This is a genomic window from Coleofasciculus sp. LEGE 07092, assembly GCF_015207375.1.
Classification (GTDB): Bacteria; Cyanobacteriota; Cyanobacteriia; order Cyanobacteriales; family Coleofasciculaceae; genus LEGE-07092.
In genome coordinates this window covers 1-21,696 of record NZ_JADEWY010000079.1, presented here as the reverse complement: position 1 = coordinate 21,696, position 21,696 = coordinate 1, and the positions used below count along the sequence as shown (strand labels likewise).

Below are 21,696 nucleotides of genomic sequence, written 5' to 3'. Positions count from 1 at the left end.
TTTCACGCTACCGATTCTTCGACTATAGTTAATCCTAGGTTGAATTTTTTTCCAGGTTAATACTTATGAGTCCTATGAGCGTTAATACCATGCCATCTGCTACTCCCGTCCGTTACTCCATCGACGTAATTCAAGAAGAAGCTCGTCATCTGGTGGATAAAGGGCTGGTGAGTCGTCAACAACCTATCTATGTGCTCTGCCAGTATATCCCTGCCCGTGAGTGGGTGTGTGTCGAATGTGAGCTAGAGCAGTGTGACTTCCTGCTTAGAGATCGGATTGGTGATTTAATCGGTTCTGAAGCGTGGGAGAACGACTAAGCCAATTTAGAAACAACATAAGAGGACGTAAGCTTCGTTCTAGCCAGTCAGTGCAGCATCATATCGGCAACCCTAAAACACTAAAATGCCAAGTAGAGTAGGAAGGCGTCTAAACGAAACAACATTTAAATTGCCTATTAAAATTGGGGCTACAGCTCACAGGTAGTGGGGTCAGGTGCAGGTTTTGCTTGCCAACACTTTCACCTGACCCCTACTCCCTAGTGCAGACTGTTAATGATTTGAGCCGGAGTTACGCATTTGTTCCAACTCGCTTCGGATTGATGCGATTTGCGCCGTTAGCTCCTCAATCTCTTGCTGTACCTTCAGTGTGGCTACAGAGGTTGGTGAGGCTGGCGGATTTTCCCTTGCTGTTTGAGTTGCTTGCGGACTTCCCGCATGGCTTTGTTGGTTTAGCATATACTCCAGGAAAATTCGGGCTTCTCGCTCGGTTCTTTCCCCTTTTTCAGCGAATACAGCCACCTGCTGGCTTGGGTCTAACTTCAGGAGAGACAGATTTTCTTCTCGCTTTTGAGAATCTTGCAGGCTTTCAATGAGAGACGTTGTTGCCCCTAAGGAGACACGAAAGCTGGTTTGTACTAAATCTAGAAAAGTGTTGGAATTCATTATGCCATCTAGCAAATGCTGCCTATTGTACACTTACTCACATCTTGCACCGTTCTCAAAAAGCTGATTTTAGGTAGGGTAGGCAAGATTTTATAAAGCTTGAACTTCTTATGCTATCGCTAGTTGCTCTTGCCCTCCTTGGGGTAGGGTGGGGTTGATTGCCAGTACTGCAAGATCTCAGCTTACTTGTTCCAAATACTGGTTGAGATCCTCAATCAACCGAGTCAGTTCGACTTCCGTACTTAAGCGGATGCGTTCGCTCCGCACTGTCACTAGGACTTTGGCGGCAAAGGGACTGGGATAAATGTTGGGATTGCAGAATACTTCCAAGAAAACCTCATCGCTGAATCGATACTCCATCGATTTTTGGGGATTGGGTTTGCCACTGCTACCCGATGATTGAGTAACAGCTTTCAAGCTCTGCATTAATTGAGCGAGTGCTTTTTGTAAATCTCTAGCGGCGTCAGGACTGAATGCGAAGGATACAGAACCCTGAGCTAGATTGATAGTCAGTTGAGGCGTTGCCATAAGCAATAAATCTTAACCTTGTGTTCTTAATGCTAAAAGATGTAAATGAGTTCCGTGGACGAATCTACCAGAGAATGGGGTCGTTTGATGGGTGAGGTTAAAAAAAATCTCAAGAAGCCCATAAAATTTCTAGAAGTCTAGAGAGTGTAAACCATTAAAGGGCAAAATTGTCAGTAAATTTTATAACTAAACTAAAAACTAGAGACGTTAATCTTCTCTAGGGTGACACCTATGCCAACAGACAACCGTGCTGAAGTTCGTCAAGTCTTGCTGATTACCTTGCTGCTGAATCTAGTGGTGATGGGACTCAAAGGAGTTGTGGGATTTTTAACAGGCTCTTTGAGCTTGCAAGCCGATGCCTTGCATAGTGTCACTGATAGTGCCAATAACATTTTGGGTTTGATTGCCAATCGGTTTTCTTCCCCCCAACCCGATCGCGATCATCCCTACGGGCATCAGAAATTTGAAGCGGTGGGAGCGTTGGGCATCGCTGCCTTTTTAGGAATTGCCTGTTTTGAAATTCTTCACGGAGCCATCAAGCGGATTGGGGGCAGTCTTACCACTGTCAATATCTCGGCTCCAGAATTGTGGTTGCTATTGATTGTACTGGGTGTCAATATCTTCGTTACCTCTTATGAGGGCAATGTTGGCAAGCGAGTAGGAAGTCCGATTTTGATTGCCGATGCGTACCACACCATGAGCGATGTTTGGGTAACGATTACGGTTTTGGTTGGGTTAATTGGCATTTGGCAAGGACAGTTGTTAAATTTACCCCAGCTACAGTGGCTAGATGTTTTTCTGGCGTTTCCGGTTGCCCTGTTAGTGTTTCGCAGTGGTTGGGTGGTTTTGAAAGAGAATTTGCCGTGGTTAGTTGATGAAGTAGCAATAGCACCGGAAGTGATTCAATCGATTGCCATGGAAGTTCCGGGCGTCGTGAACTGTCACAACATTGCTTCTCGGGGTGTATTGGGGCGGCAAGTTTTCATTGAAATGCACATGATTGTCGATGCCAAAGATGTGGAAAGTGCCCATGAAATCACTGAGGAAGTTGAAAATCGCCTAGGGGAACGCTTTAATCCGGTTCGCGTTTTGATTCATGTCGAACCTCCCGCTTACAAGTCTGATCAGATTGGTTTTTAATCCATATCCTCTTACTTTTCCACAGATAGGAGTACTTTTCCACAAAATTAGGTTAGTTTTCCACAACAGATAAGGGAAAGTTAATCATTGTGATCGCTGCTCTTAACCAGAAAGCGATCGCTTTCTGCTGGGAAAACCACACCAAAGCGATCGCCAATATTTGCTCAGACTCAAATTTTACCCTCTTGACTCCCCTCGGTTGGATTTCTCACCAAACCAAGAGGTATAGAAGATAACGCCAATAATTGTTTAGTGACTGTGTTATCCGTTAGATGCCTCTGCCAACACTTTTTCTTTATCCCGCTTACGTTTTTTGGCGTAAAGTTGAATCGTAACTGCCATAGCAATAATCAGACCAAAAATCCCCCAAACCGTGATATCAGTCGGCAGGCTGTTCTTAAACACCGCTAGCAAGACAATCGCTACCAGCAGGACTGTTGGTGCTTCATTGAGTGATCGAAACTGCTGACCTGTCCACTTGCATTCTCCTGTTCCCAACCGCCGCATGAGCCGACCGCAGTAAAAATGATAAGCCAGCAAAGCGACGACAAAAGCCAGCTTGATATGTAACCAACCGTCTTTCAGAACCTCAGGTTCAGTCGTTAACAACCCAATTGCCATCACGACTGTTACCACCATTCCTGGCATGGTAATGATGTGATAAAGACGTTTTTCCATGATTTCATATTGACGTTTAAGAATGCTTTGGGCTGGTTCTGGTTGCTGCGAAGCTTCCGCGTGGTAGACGAAAAGACGCACCAGGTAGAATAACCCAGCAAACCAAACGACAACGCCGATCAGGTGGAATGCCTTGTACCATAAATAAGCCATGATTTGTCTCCTCTGCTGTTGAGTCACTGAGATAGGAATTGCTCACCCTATCCTACCGGCTTTGCCTAAGATTATCTCAGTTATCTAATTCACCAGGAAGACTCCCGTTATCGCGCCAGCAATATAGGGGAGGATGTCGATCCAACTTAGTGTGAGAACAAAGTGCCTGCAATCTAGCTTTTTTCTCAAACGAGAGTTAATATGACTTAGCTCTAGAGCGAACAGGATGGAAAGCAACGCCAATAGGCAGTGATTTAAGTCAGCAGAAAAGTGCTACTAGATCATTGACTTTTAAAAAAAAAGGCAGTATATTTCTCCACAGAACCCTCCATGTCAGACAACCTCGTTCTTTATCCGTCAAGGTTTATCCACTAATCGCAAGACTGGATAGTCCCTTTGTAGAAGCGATCGCCCATCCAATCCAAGCACTCTCATTCACTAGCCGAGTGTAGTGATGTTGGAAGTTCCTCGGGTTCAGAGGTGGGTAAACCCGCCCGTGGTTCTGGCAATTGGGTGGTTTCGTAAGAGCGATCGCGCACTAACCTTAAATATTCTTGTCTGTCCAAAGACTCTCGCTGAGGAGGTATCTCTTCCTGTTGAGCCGTGGGTTTATCCTCCGGTTGTTCCTCGTGGTCTTCCCGGTGGTACAAGCGATCGCGAATAGCACTTAAGCGCTCCTGAGTATTAACGGGTTCTCGTGGGGCAGGCAAGTCTAAATTGGGCCAGTTGGGTAAATCACTGCAGGCGCAGCTTTCAGGGGGTATCCCCACATTGACCAGGGGAACTGGCATATCGCAACGAGCGCAAGGCTCTATATCCCATTTCGCCGTTAACAATTCGGCAATAGTTTGCGGGTTGCCTTCCAGGTAACAATCGCCACTTTCGGGTGAGAGAATCTGATGCCAAAGGCTCTCAAATTCTGGACTGTAGCGACCGTCAGCAATAATCCGTTTGGGCAACAGGGCAGTTTGACCGTTGTTGATCCAAATCTTTTTGCCCAACTGAAACCAGTAGGCAAGGTAGCGTTTGATGTGTTGTTCTAATGCCATAAAAAAATACAGACTTAGCAGCCTAAGCTGCTTCCCTCCACGTCTTTAACTCTATGGTAGCGATTGCTTCAAATCTTGTAACGGCTCTCCCAGAACACTGAGATTGAGAATGTGACCGCCTGTTACTAAGTATACAGGATTCGCAATCGCTCCCAACCGACGGACTAAGTGCCCCAAGCGATCGCGAAAGGTTCTGCCCATGGGATAGGCGGGAACCACTCCCCACCCCGTCTCCTCTGCCACAAAAATTACCGTGGCAGGAGTCTGTGCCAAATTTTCCAGTAACTCGTTTGTCGTTGTCTCCCAGACTGCATCATCCTGCTCTAGAAAGTTTGCCACCCACGTTCCTAGAGAGTCTACTAACAAGCAGCAATCGCCTTCAGCATAATCTCGAAGGGTAGCCGTCAACTCCAGAGGCACCAACACCGTTTTCCACTCGCCAGGTCGTCGCTGCTGGTGCTTTTCAATCCGGGAAAGCCACTCAAGATCATCTGAATCAGCTTGTGCGGTTGCCACGTAGACAACCCGTTTTGCCGTTTGTACCGCCAACATTTCTGCCCATTCGCTTTTGCCAGACCGCGCTGGACCTGTTACCAGAGTGACCTGACCTATTGGTTTTGGTGGATTCAGAATCGTCACGGGAAGTAGTTTTTGAGAAAATCGGCAGTGAAAATAGCAATTCTGCGACGAAAGACTATCTTAAAATAACCACAATACAAAACAATGAAGGCAACACTCAAAATACACAAGTAAGTTTTGCCAAAATTAAGGGGTTGGGCGGCAAGTCCTCTTCCCTACCAGAGGTTAGGGGCTTCCTGCCTCAATGAATGTGATTTTTGCAGCTTGGCATTAGGTAAGCATGAAACCAGAACTACGACGGATCGAAACGGCACTCCATCAGTTAACACCAGAAGACTCAAGCAATACCCCCAGAACCTCTACCGCTGTAGCAACCGACTCTACAGAAAATTATGCTCAACAGGAGGGAGACCCGTCCTTCTCCATAGCCGTTGAGCCTTTTCCTGCCCACAAAAACCCTGGCAAAAGCCCTTCCCTGCCCAAATTGAAGTCCCCCAGTTTCAGCGAACACCGCCACAGCGCTAACCCCGCTTTGGCAATGAACCTGCTTAAAGAAATCCAAGGGGTTGTTGGTGGTTGGCAGACGGAACTGCAAACTATTGTGCGGCAAATTCAAGACATTTACATTGATGGACCGATCGTCGATGGCTGGTTGGAGTCCCATGCCCGTCGAGCGGAACAGGAGGCGGCAGGCGTGCGGCGTGCAGAGGTTGATCGGCTGATGGATTATGTCCTAGCCGAGCCGTTGAATCAAGGGAATGCTGATGTTACCTACGAATCACCTCGTACTGGGTATCGGCTCTGTGGATTAAATCCAGACGGTCAGTTTTGGGCGCGACCTTGCCCCTCCGATCAAGTTCCCAGTATCAGTCTGGCGATCGCCCGCTATCAGAAACTGCGTCAGCTACTCAACCGTAAGCACGAGCTAGAAACTCGCCTTAGCGAGCTAGCAGAAACCTTGGTAGTGCTGCATTCTCATCTGGGTAAAAACTGAGGATGCAGCTAGGCAGTTGGGGCGTTCCTTTGTCAGTTAGCCTACAATCGGATTGTATAGCGAGTCTCAATGAATTGTGAAATCTTCTGTTCTCCGTTCCCTGTTAACGCTCCTGTCCTCTGTCATCCTTGCCCAAGAAACAAACAGAATTACACCAAATCTTTACATATCTGCTTAATACTGTGAGCAACCTTACCTTACAGTTTAATAATCTGGTGTATGCTTGCGGTCAAATTGGTTATTTTAAGTGCAACCAGCAATTTTTATAAAGCTTACTGTTTTTTTAAGATATGAACTCCACTGATTCAAAAATTCCCGTTTCAGTTCTAATTCCGGCAAAAAATGAAGAAACCAACCTCCCAGCTTGTTTAACGAGCGTTTCTAGAGCCGATGAGGTGTTTGTTGTCGATTCTCAAAGCAGCGATCGCTCGGTAGAAATTGCGGAAAGCTACGGCGCACAGGTGGTGCAATTTAAGTTCAACGGTCGCTGGCCCAAAAAGAAGAACTGGAGCTTAGAAAACCTGCCCTTTCGCAATGAGTGGGTGTTAATTGTCGATTGCGACGAACGCATCCCTGAAGCACTTTGGGACGAAATTGCCATTGCCATCCAAAATCCCAACGATAACGGCTACTATATCAACCGCCGAGTCTACTTTTTGGGTAAATGGATTCGTCACGGCGGCAAGTATCCTGACTGGAACCTGCGGTTATTTAAGCACCCAAAAGGTCGTTATGAAAATCTTGGTACTGAGGAAATTCCTAATACGGGTGATAACGAAGTTCACGAACACGTTATCTTGCAAGGTTCAGTTGGCTATCTGAAAAACGATATGGATCATATCGACTTTCGTGATATCTACCATTGGTTAGAACGGCACAATCGCTACTCCAACTGGGAAGCCCGTGTCTATCTAAATATGCTCAACCGTCGAGAGGAAACAGGCACCATTGGTGCCAATTTATTTGGCGATGCCGTGCAGCGCAAGCGTTTCTTAAGAAAAGTTTGGGTATGGATGCCCTTTAAACCCATGCTGCGATTTGTCATTTTTTACGTGCTTCGGCTGGGCTTTTTGGATGGAAAAGCGGGCTATATTTACGGTCGCCTGTTGAGTCAGTACGAGTATCACATTGGTGTAAAACTGTATGAATTGCGCAAGTTTAACGGTCAGCTAAATCAGAATTCAGGATCTCAGACACCACTGTCAAAAACGCCTCCTAAGTCATCGACCCAATCTGCCTTTTCTCCACACCGTTAATAACTCTAATGACGACTAATCACTTACCGACTGATGTCTCAAACCTAACTGAACGGTCAGTTGTTGATGGGACATCTCTTGTAGATTTGCGCCGATACGACCAATCTAGATTCGACCGGGGGCGTCCTAGCTGGTTTATTTTACTCTGGTGGTTGGTGCAAGCGATCGCCTTTCCGTTAAGTATCCACAACTTCAATAGCTTTCGTTGTTGGTTGCTGAGGTTGTTTGGGGCAAAAATTGGTCAAGGTGTCGTCATTCGACCTACCGCCCGTTTTACCTATCCCTGGAAGGTAGAAATTGGAGACTATAGTTGGATTGGCGATGATGTTGTTTTGTACAGCCTGGAGTGGATTCGTATCGGATGTCACTCTGTAATTTCTCAAAAAAGCTTTCTCTGTACGGGTAGCCACGATATCCAAGACCCCGCCTTCAGTCTAACAACCGCTGAAATTATCATCGGCAATGGTGTCTGGATTGCTGCCGATTGCTTTGTAAGTCCCGGTGTCCAAATCGGATCTAATGCCGTCATTGGCACGCGCAGCAGTGTATTTAGCAACATTCCTGCCCAGCAGGTTTGTTGGGGTACGCCTGCACGTCCCCACTATCAACGGGAAATGCGACAGGAGTAAGTGGAGAAGATAGGGGAGATGGGGAGAAAATTTTCAGACTAAATGTTGATTAAAACACCCCCCATCTTACTCAGCATTACGCCGATTTAATCTGGGCATTCTCGTCTGGCGATGTAAGAATTTCCACACCGTCTTGAGTCACAGCGATGGTATGTTCAAATTGGGCAGAGAGCTTGCGATCTTTGGTGACAGCCGTCCATTTATCGGAGAGTACTTCAACTTCCCATGTCCCTTCGTTAATCATCGGCTCGATTGTGAACACCATACCAGCACGGAGGCGCTTGCCCTTTCCCCTCGTGCCGTAGTGCGGAACTTGAGGGGCAGTATGAAACACGCGATTGACACCATGTCCTACAAAGTCTCGCACAACAGAAAAGCCGTTGGCTTCTGCGTATTCTTGAATAGCAGCTCCAATGTCTCCGATGCGTGATCCTGGCTTGACTTCAGCAATACCCCGCATCATGCATTCATAGGTTACTTCAACTAGCTTTTTAGCGAGGGGTGAGGGAGTGCCGACAAAAAAAGTTTTGGAGGTATCGCCGTGGTAGCCATCCACAATTGGCGTTACATCAATGTTAATGATGTCACCCTCTTTAAGAATCTGTTTAGCATTGGGAATACCGTGACAGACAACCTCATTGACACTAGTACAGATCGATTTGGGAAAGTCGTGGTAGCCAAGGGGAGCACTTTTGGCTCCATGCTCCTGAGTCCAGCGTTCAGCTTCGTCATTGAGTTCCAGAGTGCTTACCCCTGGTTTGACCATCGGTTCTAGATAGTCTAACAGTTGAGCTGCCAAGCATCCGGCTTGGCGCATTTTGGCTATTTCTCTGCTTGATAGGAGAACAATAGTTTCCGGTGGCATCAGTTTTTATAGAAATTTCCTGGGAAGTTTGAAACCCCACCCTTGCGAGCGTGGGATGAAAACTACACAGCACATGGACGGTGCCATAAACTTTATGATAGTTCGTTTTGCAGAGTTCATGGTTCATGGCTGCAAACTAGGTTGGGCAAAGTCTGGCGCTGAAGGATAGAGACGGCGTGACGGCAGTTGGTTTGGCAAGCGATTGACTAACCAAAGTCTCACGCTCTCACCCCCCAACCCCTCTCCCATGGGGCAGGGGAGCCGATCCATGCTTGTTCCCTCTCCCTTGGGGAGAGGGCTAGGGTGAGGTCTTTCTGGGCATCTACTCATAAGTTTTGTCAGTCAATCAGGTGCAAATGTACCAGTCCAGCAGAACTATTTCATCGACGAATAAGTTTAGCTACGTTGCCTTTCTTCATCAACTCTTTACACTCAAATTTGCTTCTTTCCAGACGAATCAGCTCGATTCCTTATAAAATAGTGGATGAGTGATTATGCTCATCAAAAAAATTGGGGAAAACACCAGGGTAGGTTTTTTCAAAGTGTAATAGGGGTCTTCTATCTAGCTCGATAAAAACACTATTTGCGCTGCCAATACTTTACGAGATAAGTGCTTACACCTTCTAATTGCTAGAGACTTGCTGTTACTTTGTGTTCTCAGCTTTTAGCCAACAATCGCTGAAGAAAAATTAACCCTAATAACAAAAAGATAGGTAGCTAATTACGCTTATTGACGGCGTATATGCTTAATATTAACGGGGCTTTTTACCTTCATCAAGTAAAATTAAGCATCCGGAATTTAGAGCATTGCGTGACAATAAAAAGTTGGATACTGATTAGCAGCTTAAAGATTAAAGTAAGCTCTATTCATTACGGATAGATAAATAATAATTAAACAAGAAAGCCTAGTTTTTCAACTGACAATGACAGAGCTAGCCCTTATCTGTAAACCCCTTGTTGAACCGACTGAAATCCTGATTCAGTTGCAAACGGGGCAACTCCTCAAAGTAAATGGCTCTCGCGGCAATGCGATCATTATTTGTCATTCCCATCATGCAGAACTAGCTGGACCTGGTGCTGGTGTGGGCGGACTTTTTGATGCAGATTGCACTCGCGTGATACCCGTTGGCAATATCTCTCTGGTTTACCCCGAATCTCGCAGCGAACGACAAAAAGCTTATGTGTTGCGGCAGAACTGGATTTCGTTTACCCAACACGCGATGAATACTTACGTGCCGCTACAGCGTGCCAAACTGATCTTTATGCTGCTGCACCGATACTTCGACGCCTCAATCATTCAACAGTTGCCTGACGAAGTTATTGCCCAACTGGTGGGAGTGTTGCCAAGAACTATCGGGATGGTGCGTCAGGCTGAAAAAGTTCAGGAAAAGAGAAGTTTAGAAGTTGAAGAGTTTAGAAGAAGAGAAATGCAGAAGGAAGAAGAAAGAAGAACAGTTATTCGGTAGTTCCGGCATTCTGAACTTCTCTTCTGGCAGCGTGTAAACCTTTCTTCAGGAAGAGGACAGAGAGGATTTGGAACGATTAGAGTCACTTTATTAGTGGAATCTCCTCACTGAGATCTTGCACCTGATGTTCTCAATTGTCGTTTACCCCCCGCACCCCCTTGAATGATTAGAGAGAGAAAGAGCGTATGACTCAGTGTGCTTGCTTAATTTTTACACCAACTGCCGGTCAGTCAGATACAGAGCAAGATTTAGAAGCCATTCAAGGAATTTTGCTGCCTAAACTCCAGCTAGATATTCGCTTAACAACTCTAGAAGTGAAAGCTGATAAATTAGCACGAGAAGCCGTGGAACAGGGCTTTAACCCAATTATTGCCTCTGGAGGAGATGGCACGGTTTCAGCAGTGGCGGGAGCCTTAATTGGCACGAACATTACGTTTGGAGTGATTCCAAGGGGAACAGCGAATGCCTTCGCTACCAGCTTGGGGATTCCTACGACTATTGAGGAAGCGTGTGAGACAATTTTATATGGTAATCCCCGCGTTATTGATGCAGCCTTCTGTAATGGCAAACCCATGATTACGTTAGCAGGCATTGGTTTTGAGGCGGACGCTACGGAAAAAGCCGATCGCAACGCGAAAGAGTTTTTGGGGGTGTTCGCTTATGTCATCGCCGACGTACAGGAGTTGAGTAAAGGGGTTCGCTCGTTCAAAACCTATCTAGAAGCAGACGAGCAAGTGTTTACCTTTGATGCCGCCGCCGTCACTATTGCCAATGCCGCTCCCATCTTTTCAATATTCGCCCAAGGACCGGCAGAAGTCGTTGTTGATGATGGTCTGTTGGATGTTACCATAGTTGCCCCCGCCAATGTCCTTGATGCGATCGCTTCTGGGATTGAACTGTTTCAAACCGCAATGAGGGGTACGGCGGTTGAGCGTCCAGATACAGCTTACCTGCAAGCCAAACACATTAAAGTAACAACAGAACCCCCTCAAAAAGTGGTTTTAGACGGTGAGTTGATGGATATGAATCCGGTTGAAGTTGAATGTATTCCAGGAGGATTAACTGTTCTTGTACCTGCCACCCGAGCTTAAAGCCGTCAATGCATTACAACCAGATGTCTCAACCTGGTGGAGCGGTGGGTTGCTTTTACTATTACCATTCCTCGTGTTGATTGCCCTCTATCTACGGGGAACCTTCCGCAAACGAGTTCAATACAAACTTAGAGATGTTCCTAACTTAGCCGATCTCCACTTTCCCCTTGCCCTAGCAGGTATATCGGGTTCTTACATGACTGAGGGTGAGTTGATCGGCTATTGGTTTGACATTGACTCGATTTACCGAGCAAGGCTGGAAGCCATCCGTCAGGCTCGACGTACCATTCACTTCGAGACATTTTACATTACTCCCGGTTATCGTGCTGAGGAATTCGCCGATGCTCTTGCCGAGCGAGCACAGGCAGGGGTTGAGGTTTTGTTCATCCCCGATAGCTTGGGTGTGATCAAAATGTCTCAGAAGTACTGGAAGCGGCTCAAGGCAGCAGGGGTTAACGTCCGTTTCTTCCACAAATTTAACTGGAGAGTTCCCCTGGCTTACAACATCCGCACCCATCGCAAATTGCTTCTCATTGACGGAGAGATTGCGTTTATCGGCGGCACAGGGGTGTCAGATTACTGGGAAGGGATGAAAGAGGAAGGTCAAACCTCCCCTTGGCTAGACTTTGAGGCTTGTTTCAACGGTCTAATCGTCGCTACCTTGGAAGGTATGTTCATGGAGCAATGGAGCTATGTGGGCGGAGTTGCCAGCCTGAGTTCTGATAATTTCAATCCTTACTTAGGCGATGGTTCCACAGTCCTCGTCACGGTGAGGAAAGCTCCTTCTACCCGCTCATCAATCTATGCCCTATTGTATACCAGCCTTCTAGCGGCAAAAAGACGAATTTGGATTGCTAGTCCTTACTTTTTACCAGAACCCGGTATTCGTAAGGCACTGATTCAGGCAAAAAAAAGGGGACTTGACGTGCGTATTCTAACGGTAGGACCCCACAACGATAAAAGAACAGTCTACTTTGCCGTCCGCGAACGTTACCGTGACTTACTAGCGGCAGGAATTGAACTTTATGAATACCTGCCGAGCATGATGCACGCTAAGGTAATGCTCGTTGATGATAAGTGGGTGATTACTGGCAGCGCCAACTTCGATCCGCGCAGTCTCTTCCACAATGATGAACTTCAACTCTCCCTGGCAGAGCCTAACCTCGTAGAATTTATCGCAGATGTTTTCTGTAAGTCATTTGCCAAAAGCCGTCTGATCAAACGGCAAGGCTGGAAAACTCGACCTTTGTGGCAGCGCGTATTAGGCAAACTTGCCCTCATCATTCGCTGGCAGTTGTAATTTCTCCTCTATTTTGTTGTTCGTTACGCTTCTGTATCATGCGTATATTGTCAGAACCTTTGAGTATCGAATATTTAACAATAGCGATCGCCCAATTACCCGAAACCTTACGGGGTTTAAAGCTGGTACACTTGACAGATTTTCACTATGATGGGTTGCTGTTATCAGAAAAACTTTTAGCTGAGGCAATTGAAGCCTGTAATCAAGTTAAGCCCGATTTAGTGGTTCTAACCGGTGATTTTGTCACCAGCAATCCTAAACCTATTCGCAAACTGGCACAGTGGCTATCTCGCCTGCAAAGTCGCTCTGGCATCTATGCTGTTTTAGGCAATCATGACCTTCATTTTTCCCGGTCAAAAGCCGAAATTTCCGCAGCGTTAACCAATGTCGGTATAAAAGTTCTCTGGAATCAGATTGTTTACCCCGTAGGAGCAGGGTTAGCTCTAGTCGGACTCCCTGATTTTTGGTCGTCTGAGTTCAATCCTGCACCGGTAATGGAGCAGTTGGAGGATACAGTCCCGCGAATTGTTTTATCTCACAATCCAGATAGTGCCGAACCCTTGCAGCAATGGCGAGTCGATTTGCAACTATCCGGTCACACCCACGGCGGTCAAGTTGTCATTCCAGGGGTTGGCTCAGTTCCGAGCTGGCTTCATGCCTCACGGGAAAAAATTCCCAAATTCCTCTGGCCCTGGATACCCTTTTTGGAAGCGAAGTGGCCCAGAGTGGTCAAACATTGGCAATGGAGTCAGGGACTGCATCAGGTGGGAAGTAATCATTTATATGTCAATCGGGGGCTGGGTACTTTTCCCCCCGGACGCTGGCATTGTCCCCCAGAAGTTACAGTAATTACCCTAGAGCCGGGAGTACCGTTTCACCAAAAATCTTTCACCCAAATGCAGGATGACACTCATCAAAAGCCGTTGTTAAGCTAATGAAGTTCATTGAGTTTTCTTACCTACTCCCGTTAGGCAAACGCTCACGGCGAAAGCCTACTCCCTACTCCCCACTCCCTACTCCCCACTCCCTAAAATCCAAGGCTTTATACTAGCTGAGTTTAACTCTTTAATTATGGCTCAAACATTTTACGTCAATCCAGCGACCGGTAATGATAATGCTGCAGGTAGTCAATCAGCACCCTTTAAAACAATCACAAAAGCACTCAAACAAGCTCAAACCGATACGACCATTCAACTAGCTACGGGAACTTACAATACTACTAATGGTGAAGTTTTTCCCTTAGAAGTGCCATCTGGTGTCAAAGTTATAGGCAATGAGGGAAATAAAGGCAGCGGTATTCTTATTCAAGGAAGTGGAGAATATACTAGCCCTACCCTTGCCAAGCAAAACGCCACCCTGTTACTGGCAAATAATACCGAACTTCGAGGAGTTACCTTTACCAACCAAGCTAGCCGGGGTACGGCAGTCTGGATTGAATCGACGAATCCTACCGTTACCAACTGTACTTTTACCAAATGCGATCGCGAAGGAGTTTTAGCGACTGGTGATGCTAAACCCATCGTCGTCAAAAATACATTCGTTGATAACGGGGGTAATGGCATTTCCTTTACCCGGAATGCTCAGGGTGAAATCCGAGACAATAGCTGTAAAAAAGCCGGGTACGGTATTAGCATTGACGGCAGTGCTGCACCGAAAGTTACCGATAATCTCATTTCCGAAAATCGCTTCGGAATCGGTGTGTCGGTGGATGCCAAACCCATATTACGAAACAATCGCATTGAAAATAACGAAGAATACGGTTTAGCGGTTACTGGCAATGCCGAGCCGAATTTAGGGAAAAGCAAACAAGATCCGGGAAATAATATCTTTCGCAATAACGGTAAGTTTGACGTTCTTAATTCCAGCAAGAGTACCCTAGTTTCTTATGGTAATACTTTAAGTGCAGCTAAAGTCAACGGACCGATTACTATTGAAGGAACAGGTACTGGTAATGGCGACGAACAAGAACCTATCACTACCTTCCCAGACATTCAAAACCACTGGGCAAAACCGTTCATCGAAGGATTACTTGCCAAAGGATTCATCAGCGGCTTCACGGATGGCACCTTTAAGCCCGATGAGAAGATGACTCGCGCCCAGTATGCGGCATTACTCGTTAAAGCCTTCAATCCTCCAGTCAAGCGCAACGCTACCACCTTCACGGATGTTGCCAGTGATTTTTGGGCAAAAGATGTCATTCAACAAGCTTATCGGGGTGAATTTCTTTCGGGTTTCCCGAATAACACCTTTAAACCCAACGATAACGTGCAGCGTGTCCAAGTTATTGTTTCTCTAGTAAACGGATTGGGTTTATCAGCAACTGATGCGAATGCATTGAATGCCTACAGCGATCGCACTGCCATTCCTGACTATGCTAAAGATGAAGTGGTAACGGCGACTAAAAAGCAGATTGCCGTTAATTACCCCAACGTCAAGCAACTCAATCCCACCCAGGATGCTACCCGTGCCGAAGTCGCAGCCATGGTGTATCAGGCACTAGTCGATGCCAACCAAGTGAGTGCTATCACGTCTCCTTACATTGTCAGCGCTAATCAAGGTGGAGATGAGTTTGCTGATATTCAGAATCATTGGGCAAAACCTTTCATTGAAGGATTGCTAGCCAAAGGATTTATCAGTGGTTTTGGTGATGGCACCTTTAAACCTGATGAGAAGATGAACCGCGCTCAATATGCCGCCTTGCTAGTCAAAGCCTTCAATCCCACACCCACACGGGATGCCAAAAATTTCCTCGATGTTAGTGACAAATCTTGGGCAAAGGAGGTTATTCAACAAGCCTATCGCGGTGGTTTTTTGGTCGGCTATCCTGACAATACCTTCCGTCAAGGTGAAAAGGTACAACGGGTTCAAGTCCTTGTTTCCTTAGTGAACGGACTGGGCTTATCAGAAAACGACACTAACGCTTTGGAGACTTACGACGACCGTAATGCTATTCCTGACTATGCCACAGACGAAGTGGCAACGGCAACCAAGAAGCAGATTGTGGTGAATTATCCTAAAGTCAAGCAACTGAACCCCACCAACGATGCTACTCGTGCTGAAGTTGCCGCAATGGTGTATCAGGCATTGCTGGATGCTAACCAGGTGAGTGCTATCAACTCAGACTATATTGTTTCTGCCTAAGTCTACATTTTGTAGAGACGGGATATATCCCGTCTCTACAGCGTTTTTGTTGATGAATCTACCGATAGTTCCACCCTCGCCACAAGAGTGCGATCGCTAAAATAAAGGTAGGTGTGAGTATGGCTATCAGGGCGTTCAGTGATGTAGGCGCAATGGGTAAGCCTGAACCTCCATACTTGATTAATAGTGAAACTCCTCCTGAGAGCATTAAAACTTTGAGAATGAAGCTTGCTTGAGTCCCCATTATTTGCGAAGTAGAAATCTATCGGGTGCTTAGATAACTCATTCTATCAGTTTCTATCTCTTGTTCAACCCGCAAGAAGTCACACAAAAGACTCGCGGATAGAGTAGCAACGCCGAATTTATTCTTATAGATCTCTAAATGGGCTTGAGGTAGGGCTTCAAAAAAGAGACGTTGTAGAGGAAAAACCACACGCTCAAAACTCAAGTTAGGACTATCCGCAATCCGAATAATCTGAATAGAAGGGGTGGCATTCATATAGTAGCAAAGAATCCGAGAGTTGTATTCAGTTGATAGAAGATTAAACATTATCATTAAAGGGTAAATGGGATAACAACCAGGGATTACCTCATAAAGATATTCCTGGCAAAAGACTATAAAACTCAGACTTTACCGTGATATCAATCCACGGGCAATACTGCAAGGGAACGATGAGGGAGACGCTGCTTGATTGACAGGGGCTTGTAAGTATTAGCAAAGGTTCTCAGAACAGAGGACAGTAATTCTTGATTAAATTCAGGAATTGAAAAGGTTGATTTATAGTATCCCTGTCGATAACTATCCAAAGTATTTTCAATTTCTTCTTCAATCACTTGCAAAGAAATAAAATCTATACTTGGCATGATTAACTCTCTTCCGTCTGAATGCCTCATTTTTCCTGATTCATTAAACTTGATCCAGCTATTGAGTACGCCCAGCCAAGGTTTATCGATCAATCTCGTGATGAAAATCCTCTAGCGTCTCATTCAACGCTTGAGTCATTTCTTGGACAGATTCGTGAATCATCTCTAGATAATCTAGCTGTTGAATCGAAGTTAATTCATGGCTATAGGTTTCCAGTAAGACTACTATCTCCTTGATAATAAACAGTTGCTTGAGTAACTCCTGAACAACCTTTTGATTGAAGTCAATTTTGACGTGGTTGAATTCTGATTCAATTGATTTATTTTTGTCTAGTCCTTTCTGTAACTGCATAGGAGTACCTCCATGGGTGACAGGTTAAGGTCTGAGAGCGTCTTCACAGATCTCCGCAGAGTCTATACCTTAGACTGTAGAACACCGATGTGTTAATTCATGTTACTTCCCGATGTATTGTTAAGTATGATTAAGGTTAATTTGTTTGATTTTGTATGAATATGCAACAAAAGTTAAGTTATTTTTTTTTGAGAAGTAGAAAAGTTTTAATTCTACTTAAAACTCTGTTTTTTGTAAAGTCATGAAAGAATGTTCTTGAAATATCGTAGACTGATATCAGTCTACGGAGTTATTTCCTTCAAGTATCAGCAACAGCAGATTCAGGTGTGAATTTGTACAAATTTGTATCATTTACACTTAATTATAATTTAGGAGGAGAGCTATAATTATGGTATCTCGATCCCTCCACGCCAATGCTAAAGGCATAATCAGAGCCAAAGAATCCATGGCTCGTAAGCACTGGACGCAAGAATTCCTCGCTGGGGAAGTTGGTCTAAAGACTCGGCAGTCCATAGGACGATTTTTCGCAGGGCGAGCAGTTGATAGACGAGTCTTTATTGAGATCTGCTTTCAGTTAGATCTAGATTGGCAACAGATTGCCCAAAACACTGAACCAGAGTTACTCCAGACAATGAGTGATTATAAACAGACTACCGTTAATATTGATATTTTAGTCGAACGGGTGCGATCGCAGTGTCAGGAGAAGATAGACTCTCAGTGTAGTACCTTGCAGATGTTAGATCTGCCTCAGCCGATCAAGTTGACTGATATTTACGTTGATCTCTATGTACTCGAAGATATCCCTAACCGACGATGGCTAGAGATTCCCGACTTGCTACAAGACTTGAATTTTGATCAAGACACGAATACCGTTTATCCGTTGAATGCAGACGAGATAGTTCAGACACGAGTTTTGGCAAGCGAAGCCCTGGCAAAATACTCCAAACTAATGGTGCTAGGCAAGCCAGGGACTGGTAAGAGTACCTTTTTGAAGTTTGTTACCCTTCAGTGCAATCACGGCAGATTACAATCCGATCGACTACCGATTTATATCGAGTTAAAATTCTTTGTAGAAGATGCGACTGATCTAAATAATTTCAGTTTAGAACATTACATCTGCCAAGAATTAGCCCTCTGTGGTGTCTCAGCAGACGAGGTAAAAGTATTACTAACTCAAGGCAGACTGTTATTTTTGCTAGATGGCTTAGATGAGGTTCAAGAGTCTGAACTCCATCACGTTATCAAAGAAATACGTCGCCTATCTCAGCGCTATTACAAAAATTCCTTTATAATTACCTGTCGCCTTGCTGCTAATCTATATCGGTTTCAAGGATTTACAGAAGTTGAAATTGCGAATTTTACCAACTACCAAATTGCCGCTTTTGTCAACAAATACTTTGTGGCAGTATCCCCAAAAAACCAGGAAGAGGGCTTAGTTAAGGCTTCTCAGTTTATTGAACAACTCGAGAAGCCAGATAATTTTAAAATTCGAGAACTGGCAGTGACGCCTTTGTTACTCAATCTCGCCTGCTTAGTCTTCCAATCTAAAGCCTCTTTTCCCATCAAAAATGGCAAGCTATATCAGGAAGGAATAGATATTCTACTGGTTAAATGGGATCGATCAAAAGGGGTAAGACGAGATCAAGCGTATCAGAAATTGTCTCTGGCAGATAAGATTAAATTACTCAATCAATTAGGGGCAACGACCTTTGAGCAAGAAGAATACTTCTTTGAGCAAAGCCAAGCTGAACAATACATTGCTGACTATCTACGGCAGCTATCAGTATTAAATGGTAAAACTGACCCAGTGGCATTGCAGCTTGATAGTCAAGCGGTCTTAAAATCTATTGAACAACAACATGGAGTATTAATCGAGCGATCGCGCCGAATTTACTCATTCTCCCATATAAGTTTTCAATCTTATTTCACAGCCCAGCATCTGACTACCACGGCTGATTTAGAAACAGATAACCATCAGGTTTTAAAAAAATTAGTCACCCATATCACCGGGAAACGTTGGCGAGATATTTTTTTACTGGCGACAGAAATGTTGCGGCGGGCAGATGACTTGATGAGGCTGATGAAGCAACAAATCGATCGGCTATTGCCTCCCGATGAAAAATTACTACAATTCCTCCAGTGGATTGATAATAAATCGGAGTCAATCTCAGGGCAGTACAAACCAACAGCCGTGCGAGCTTTTTTCTTTTCCCTCGCTCTAACCCTCGATGATTACTTAACCAATGCCCTTAACCCTGACTGGGTTAACAATTCCTTTCCTCACCGACTTTACTTGCCCCTGTCCCATTGCCTTTCCCTAGCATTGTCCCTTGATCCAGACTTTACCCTGCATCAAGACTGTGCCTTTAACTTTAATGCCAGACCCCCTGAGGATAGTCTTGCACCAGCATTAAGCCGTGGCTACATTCTTAATCATACAGTTGATTGTGTCCTCCACTTTGACTTAGCTGTTGCTCCTACCTCTCTTCGGGAGTTACAGGGGTTGCTGGGAGCTCTGCAAGCTCAACTTCCCGAAAACGGTGCAGAACCCTTGAACCTCTGGTGGGAAAGAAACCATCAAGGGTGGACAGAGCAATTTATCAGCCTAATCAGTGAGCATCAGAATCTAGGTCATAGTTGGCAGTTTAGCCAAGAACAAAGGCGATTGCTCTGGCAGTACTATGAGGCAAATCAGTTACTAGTAGATTGCCTCCATACCAGTTCGGAGCTAACTCCTGAGGTGCGATCGCACATTGAGGAAACATTGCTAGTCCTATAGCCACTTCGTGTCTAGTCAACCCGTCCTTTTCTGAAGAAAGCTAACAGTCTCTTTGAAGTAATACATTTCGAGAATAAACTATGGAGATGCTGAAGTTACTTCCGATACAAACTTCACATCTTTTACAATCATGAAACTACAGGACTTTCTCAACAGCGATCAAAAATATACGGTAGATGCGATCGCCACTGACAAAGAACTCGCTACTCAGGTTCAGATTCGACTCATCAGTTTAAACCTTTTAGACCCCCCAGCAGACGGTGCATTTGGTCCCATTTCTGCCGCAGCACTCAAGCGATTTCAAGCCCTAACCCAGTCCAACGAAGCAGAATACTTAGGCGCTATCACTGCCAAAAAGCTGATTGAAACCAAGGTAGAGGAGTTACCAACCCCCGAACTGAATCTGGGTAAAGACCTAGCCAGTCTGATCGTCAAATATATGCAAAGCAAAAGCTATGAGATTTTTCAGGGAATCAGGCAGTACAACATCGTTTACGTCGAAGGCATGAATGCCGACGGCACCCTCAACAGTGATGCTCCCAACTATTTTAACGACCGCCGGATGGTCATTCAGATTCTGGATGGTGTTCCTGCCATCATCGGCAACTGGGAAGCCACAACCGAACCCGGAAATCGTTATACTCAGCGCCCGATGAATGCGGCTGGAGCTGCCAGAATCAAATTCGGTCAGTACAAAGCGTGGCGCGTCGGACCCCATGGCTCTGATCGTCATGAAGCACTCGTACAAACAGGGGGTACAGTAACAGTACACCGAGACTTCAACAAAGATTACCAGCGCACGGGCGACAAACTTGACACCGGATACTTCGGCATCAATCAGCACTGGGGTTATGATCTGCCTTACAACAACGTCTACTATGCCAGTGCAGGTTGCTTAGTGGGGCGCACCCGTGAGGGACATCGACAGTTCATGAAGCTAATCAAACAAGATCGGCGCTACGAGATGAGTAACAATTACGTCTTCTACGCGACTATAGTCCCAGGCGATGAGCTGAACAAAACTCAGGGTTCCTCAGTTTCCCTGCAATTGGTGCAGGAAGGATCGAGCGGTCCGGTTATCGAGCAACTACAGAAACGTTTGAAAGAAAAAGGATTCAATCCAGGCGCAATTGATGGCGTCTTTGGTTTAGGAACAAAAGAGGCGGTTCGATCTTTTCAAAAGGCGAACGGTTTAGAAGCCGATGGAGTCGTCGGTCAAAAAACCTGGAAAGCCTTGGGTTTGAGTTGAGACGCTGCCACCTCTAAAATGGGGTAAGTAGGGAGTTCGCTACGCTGGGGAATAGGGGAGAATGCTAATCTTAGAAACTTAAGGCTCCCTATTCCTTCTTCTCTGTAACCCCGATGAACCAAGTCGATCCTCTAGAGAATCAAGACCTAACACACTTGCAGCTATTTGTATACCTGATACCAGTCATCGGTTTTTTCCCGGCACTGTGGACACTTTACCGCCGCCAAGGGACGCAAGAACAGCAACGTATAAGTCGCTTGTCCGTTACCTTGGCTTTTGGTTGGTTGCTAGGGTACATTTTATTATTGTCAGGGGCACAGGCTTCAGAGTTTTGGAGCTTACGCCTATTATTTATGAATGGGATGCTCACCTCAGGTTACTTTTTGGTGAGTGTTGGGTTGATGGTGCGTTTGTGGCAGCGTAAGTTACCACGTCTACCTGGAATTAGCCAGATTGCTGAGGGAACCGTGCGCAAACATTTGTCCTAAGCTAATGCTCCGAGTCGTTCGGTCTTTTGGCTTAGGGAGTAAGGTAGTAGACACTTGTCAAGGAATTGACCCATTGCTGCCTATACCGAGTCTAATTTTATGGGGTGTAGGGGGTAGTGCTGTATTCAAGAAGATGTCTGTTTTATTCTTTCCC

General features: G+C 45.5%; 25 protein-coding genes. 14 read left to right on the top strand and 11 right to left on the bottom strand.

Translation table 11 applies throughout. The annotated features are described in order from the left end of the window. Window positions 1-74 precede the first annotated feature (74 nt). Window positions 75-317 (top strand): DUF4327 family protein, encoded by a 243-nt coding sequence (locus tag IQ257_RS18600; RefSeq protein WP_193875156.1) that lies wholly within the window; start codon window positions 75-77, stop codon window positions 315-317. A gap of 231 nt (window positions 318-548) precedes the next feature. Here IQ257_RS18600 and IQ257_RS18595 read toward each other — a convergent pair whose 3' ends face one another. After that, window positions 549-941 (bottom strand): hypothetical protein, encoded by a 393-nt coding sequence (locus IQ257_RS18595; protein ID WP_193875127.1) that lies wholly within the window; start codon window positions 939-941, stop codon window positions 549-551. 177 nt (window positions 942-1,118) lie between these two features. Beyond that, window positions 1,119-1,469 carry a hypothetical protein gene (locus IQ257_RS18590; protein ID WP_193875125.1) on the bottom strand — a complete coding sequence of 117 codons (351 nt, stop codon included), beginning with the start codon at window positions 1,467-1,469 and terminating at the stop codon, window positions 1,119-1,121. A gap of 231 nt (window positions 1,470-1,700) precedes the next feature. Between IQ257_RS18590 and IQ257_RS18585 the strand changes: the two genes are divergently transcribed. After that, window positions 1,701-2,609 carry a cation diffusion facilitator family transporter gene (locus IQ257_RS18585; RefSeq protein ID WP_193875123.1) on the top strand — a complete coding sequence of 303 codons (909 nt, stop codon included), beginning with the start codon at window positions 1,701-1,703 and terminating at the stop codon, window positions 2,607-2,609. An 89-nt stretch (window positions 2,610-2,698) separates the two neighbouring features. After that, window positions 2,699-2,845 carry a hypothetical protein gene (locus IQ257_RS18580; protein ID WP_193875121.1) on the top strand — a complete coding sequence of 49 codons (147 nt, stop codon included), beginning with the start codon at window positions 2,699-2,701 and terminating at the stop codon, window positions 2,843-2,845. A gap of 25 nt (window positions 2,846-2,870) precedes the next feature. Here the strand turns inward: IQ257_RS18580 and hemJ are convergent, their stop codons facing one another. The 3 genes from hemJ to cobU all read right to left on the bottom strand — a co-directional run bounded on the left by hemJ (window position 2,871) and on the right by cobU (window position 5,101). Next, complete coding sequence (gene hemJ, locus IQ257_RS18575; RefSeq protein WP_193875119.1) at window positions 2,871-3,440, bottom strand: protoporphyrinogen oxidase HemJ; 570 nt, start codon at window positions 3,438-3,440, stop codon at window positions 2,871-2,873. Window positions 3,441-3,871: 431 nt separating this feature from the next. Continuing rightward, the gene (locus IQ257_RS18570) at window positions 3,872-4,489 is read right to left on the bottom strand and encodes a hypothetical protein (RefSeq protein WP_228060817.1); all 618 of its coding nucleotides are present in this window, start codon (window positions 4,487-4,489) and stop codon (window positions 3,872-3,874) included. Between the two features lie 51 nt (window positions 4,490-4,540). Beyond that, window positions 4,541-5,101, bottom strand: a complete 561-nt coding sequence (cobU, locus tag IQ257_RS18565) for a bifunctional adenosylcobinamide kinase/adenosylcobinamide-phosphate guanylyltransferase (protein WP_193875154.1) — start codon at window positions 5,099-5,101, stop codon at window positions 4,541-4,543. Between the two features lie 247 nt (window positions 5,102-5,348). Here cobU and IQ257_RS18560 point away from each other — a divergent pair, with 247 nt between their 5' ends. From IQ257_RS18560 to hpsU, 3 genes are all read left to right on the top strand, one after another. After that, window positions 5,349-6,062, top strand: coding sequence for a hypothetical protein (locus IQ257_RS18560; RefSeq protein ID WP_193875115.1), 714 nt, complete (start codon window positions 5,349-5,351; stop codon window positions 6,060-6,062). Window positions 6,063-6,352: 290 nt separating this feature from the next. Continuing rightward, a complete protein-coding gene (locus IQ257_RS18555) occupies window positions 6,353-7,318 on the top strand; it encodes a glycosyltransferase family 2 protein (protein WP_193875113.1) in 966 nt (321 codons plus the stop codon). Between the two features lie 8 nt (window positions 7,319-7,326). Beyond that, window positions 7,327-7,947 carry a hormogonium polysaccharide biosynthesis acetyltransferase HpsU gene (hpsU, locus tag IQ257_RS18550; protein WP_193875111.1) on the top strand — a complete coding sequence of 207 codons (621 nt, stop codon included), beginning with the start codon at window positions 7,327-7,329 and terminating at the stop codon, window positions 7,945-7,947. A gap of 76 nt (window positions 7,948-8,023) precedes the next feature. Here hpsU and map read toward each other — a convergent pair whose 3' ends face one another. Together map and IQ257_RS18540 are read right to left on the bottom strand one after the other, a co-directional pair. Then, window positions 8,024-8,812 carry a type I methionyl aminopeptidase gene (map, locus tag IQ257_RS18545; RefSeq protein ID WP_193875109.1) on the bottom strand — a complete coding sequence of 263 codons (789 nt, stop codon included), beginning with the start codon at window positions 8,810-8,812 and terminating at the stop codon, window positions 8,024-8,026. A gap of 123 nt (window positions 8,813-8,935) precedes the next feature. After that, window positions 8,936-9,082: a hypothetical protein gene (locus IQ257_RS18540; RefSeq protein WP_193875108.1), complete on the bottom strand. Its 147-nt coding sequence runs from the start codon at window positions 9,080-9,082 to the stop codon at window positions 8,936-8,938. Window positions 9,083-9,735: 653 nt separating this feature from the next. On the opposite strand from IQ257_RS18540, the gene IQ257_RS18535 reads away from it, so the two are divergent. The 5 genes from IQ257_RS18535 (at window position 9,736) to IQ257_RS18515 (ending at window position 15,810) form a co-directional block, all read left to right on the top strand. Next, the gene (locus tag IQ257_RS18535) at window positions 9,736-10,278 is read left to right on the top strand and encodes a hypothetical protein (RefSeq protein ID WP_193875106.1); all 543 of its coding nucleotides are present in this window, start codon (window positions 9,736-9,738) and stop codon (window positions 10,276-10,278) included. Window positions 10,279-10,463: 185 nt separating this feature from the next. Further along, on the top strand, window positions 10,464-11,369 hold the full coding sequence (locus IQ257_RS18530) for a YegS/Rv2252/BmrU family lipid kinase (RefSeq protein WP_193875104.1): 906 nt from the start codon (window positions 10,464-10,466) through the stop codon (window positions 11,367-11,369). Then, window positions 11,347-12,669 carry a phospholipase D-like domain-containing protein gene (locus IQ257_RS18525; protein WP_228060816.1) on the top strand — a complete coding sequence of 441 codons (1,323 nt, stop codon included), beginning with the start codon at window positions 11,347-11,349 and terminating at the stop codon, window positions 12,667-12,669. Before IQ257_RS18530 ends, IQ257_RS18525 begins: the two co-directional genes overlap by 23 nt. A 38-nt stretch (window positions 12,670-12,707) precedes the next feature. After that, window positions 12,708-13,604 (top strand): metallophosphoesterase, encoded by an 897-nt coding sequence (locus IQ257_RS18520; RefSeq protein ID WP_193875102.1) that lies wholly within the window; start codon window positions 12,708-12,710, stop codon window positions 13,602-13,604. Window positions 13,605-13,740: 136 nt separating this feature from the next. Continuing rightward, window positions 13,741-15,810: an S-layer homology domain-containing protein gene (locus IQ257_RS18515; protein WP_193875100.1), complete on the top strand. Its 2,070-nt coding sequence runs from the start codon at window positions 13,741-13,743 to the stop codon at window positions 15,808-15,810. A gap of 58 nt (window positions 15,811-15,868) precedes the next feature. On the opposite strand, the gene IQ257_RS18510 is transcribed toward IQ257_RS18515, so the two are convergent. From IQ257_RS18510 to IQ257_RS18495, 4 genes are all read right to left on the bottom strand, one after another. Then, window positions 15,869-16,054 (bottom strand): hypothetical protein, encoded by a 186-nt coding sequence (locus IQ257_RS18510; RefSeq protein WP_193875098.1) that lies wholly within the window; start codon window positions 16,052-16,054, stop codon window positions 15,869-15,871. 18 nt (window positions 16,055-16,072) lie between these two features. After that, entirely contained in the window at window positions 16,073-16,360 is a 288-nt protein-coding gene (locus IQ257_RS18505) for a DUF1830 domain-containing protein (protein ID WP_193875096.1), read from the bottom strand. A 92-nt stretch (window positions 16,361-16,452) separates the two neighbouring features. Further along, on the bottom strand, window positions 16,453-16,767 hold the full coding sequence (locus IQ257_RS18500; RefSeq protein WP_193875094.1) for a hypothetical protein: 315 nt from the start codon (window positions 16,765-16,767) through the stop codon (window positions 16,453-16,455). Beyond that, window positions 16,757-17,026, bottom strand: a complete 270-nt coding sequence (locus tag IQ257_RS18495) for a hypothetical protein (RefSeq protein WP_193875092.1) — start codon at window positions 17,024-17,026, stop codon at window positions 16,757-16,759. The genes IQ257_RS18500 and IQ257_RS18495 overlap by 11 nt, the downstream gene beginning before the upstream one ends. A gap of 388 nt (window positions 17,027-17,414) precedes the next feature. Here IQ257_RS18495 and IQ257_RS18490 point away from each other — a divergent pair, with 388 nt between their 5' ends. The 3 genes from IQ257_RS18490 (at window position 17,415) to IQ257_RS18480 (ending at window position 21,542) form a co-directional block, all read left to right on the top strand. Beyond that, window positions 17,415-19,805 carry an NACHT domain-containing protein gene (locus IQ257_RS18490; RefSeq protein WP_193875090.1) on the top strand — a complete coding sequence of 797 codons (2,391 nt, stop codon included), beginning with the start codon at window positions 17,415-17,417 and terminating at the stop codon, window positions 19,803-19,805. Window positions 19,806-19,935: 130 nt separating this feature from the next. Continuing rightward, window positions 19,936-21,054 carry a peptidoglycan-binding domain-containing protein gene (locus IQ257_RS18485; RefSeq protein WP_193875088.1) on the top strand — a complete coding sequence of 373 codons (1,119 nt, stop codon included), beginning with the start codon at window positions 19,936-19,938 and terminating at the stop codon, window positions 21,052-21,054. 113 nt (window positions 21,055-21,167) lie between these two features. After that, window positions 21,168-21,542 carry a hypothetical protein gene (locus tag IQ257_RS18480; protein WP_193875086.1) on the top strand — a complete coding sequence of 125 codons (375 nt, stop codon included), beginning with the start codon at window positions 21,168-21,170 and terminating at the stop codon, window positions 21,540-21,542. Window positions 21,543-21,696 lie beyond the last annotated feature (154 nt).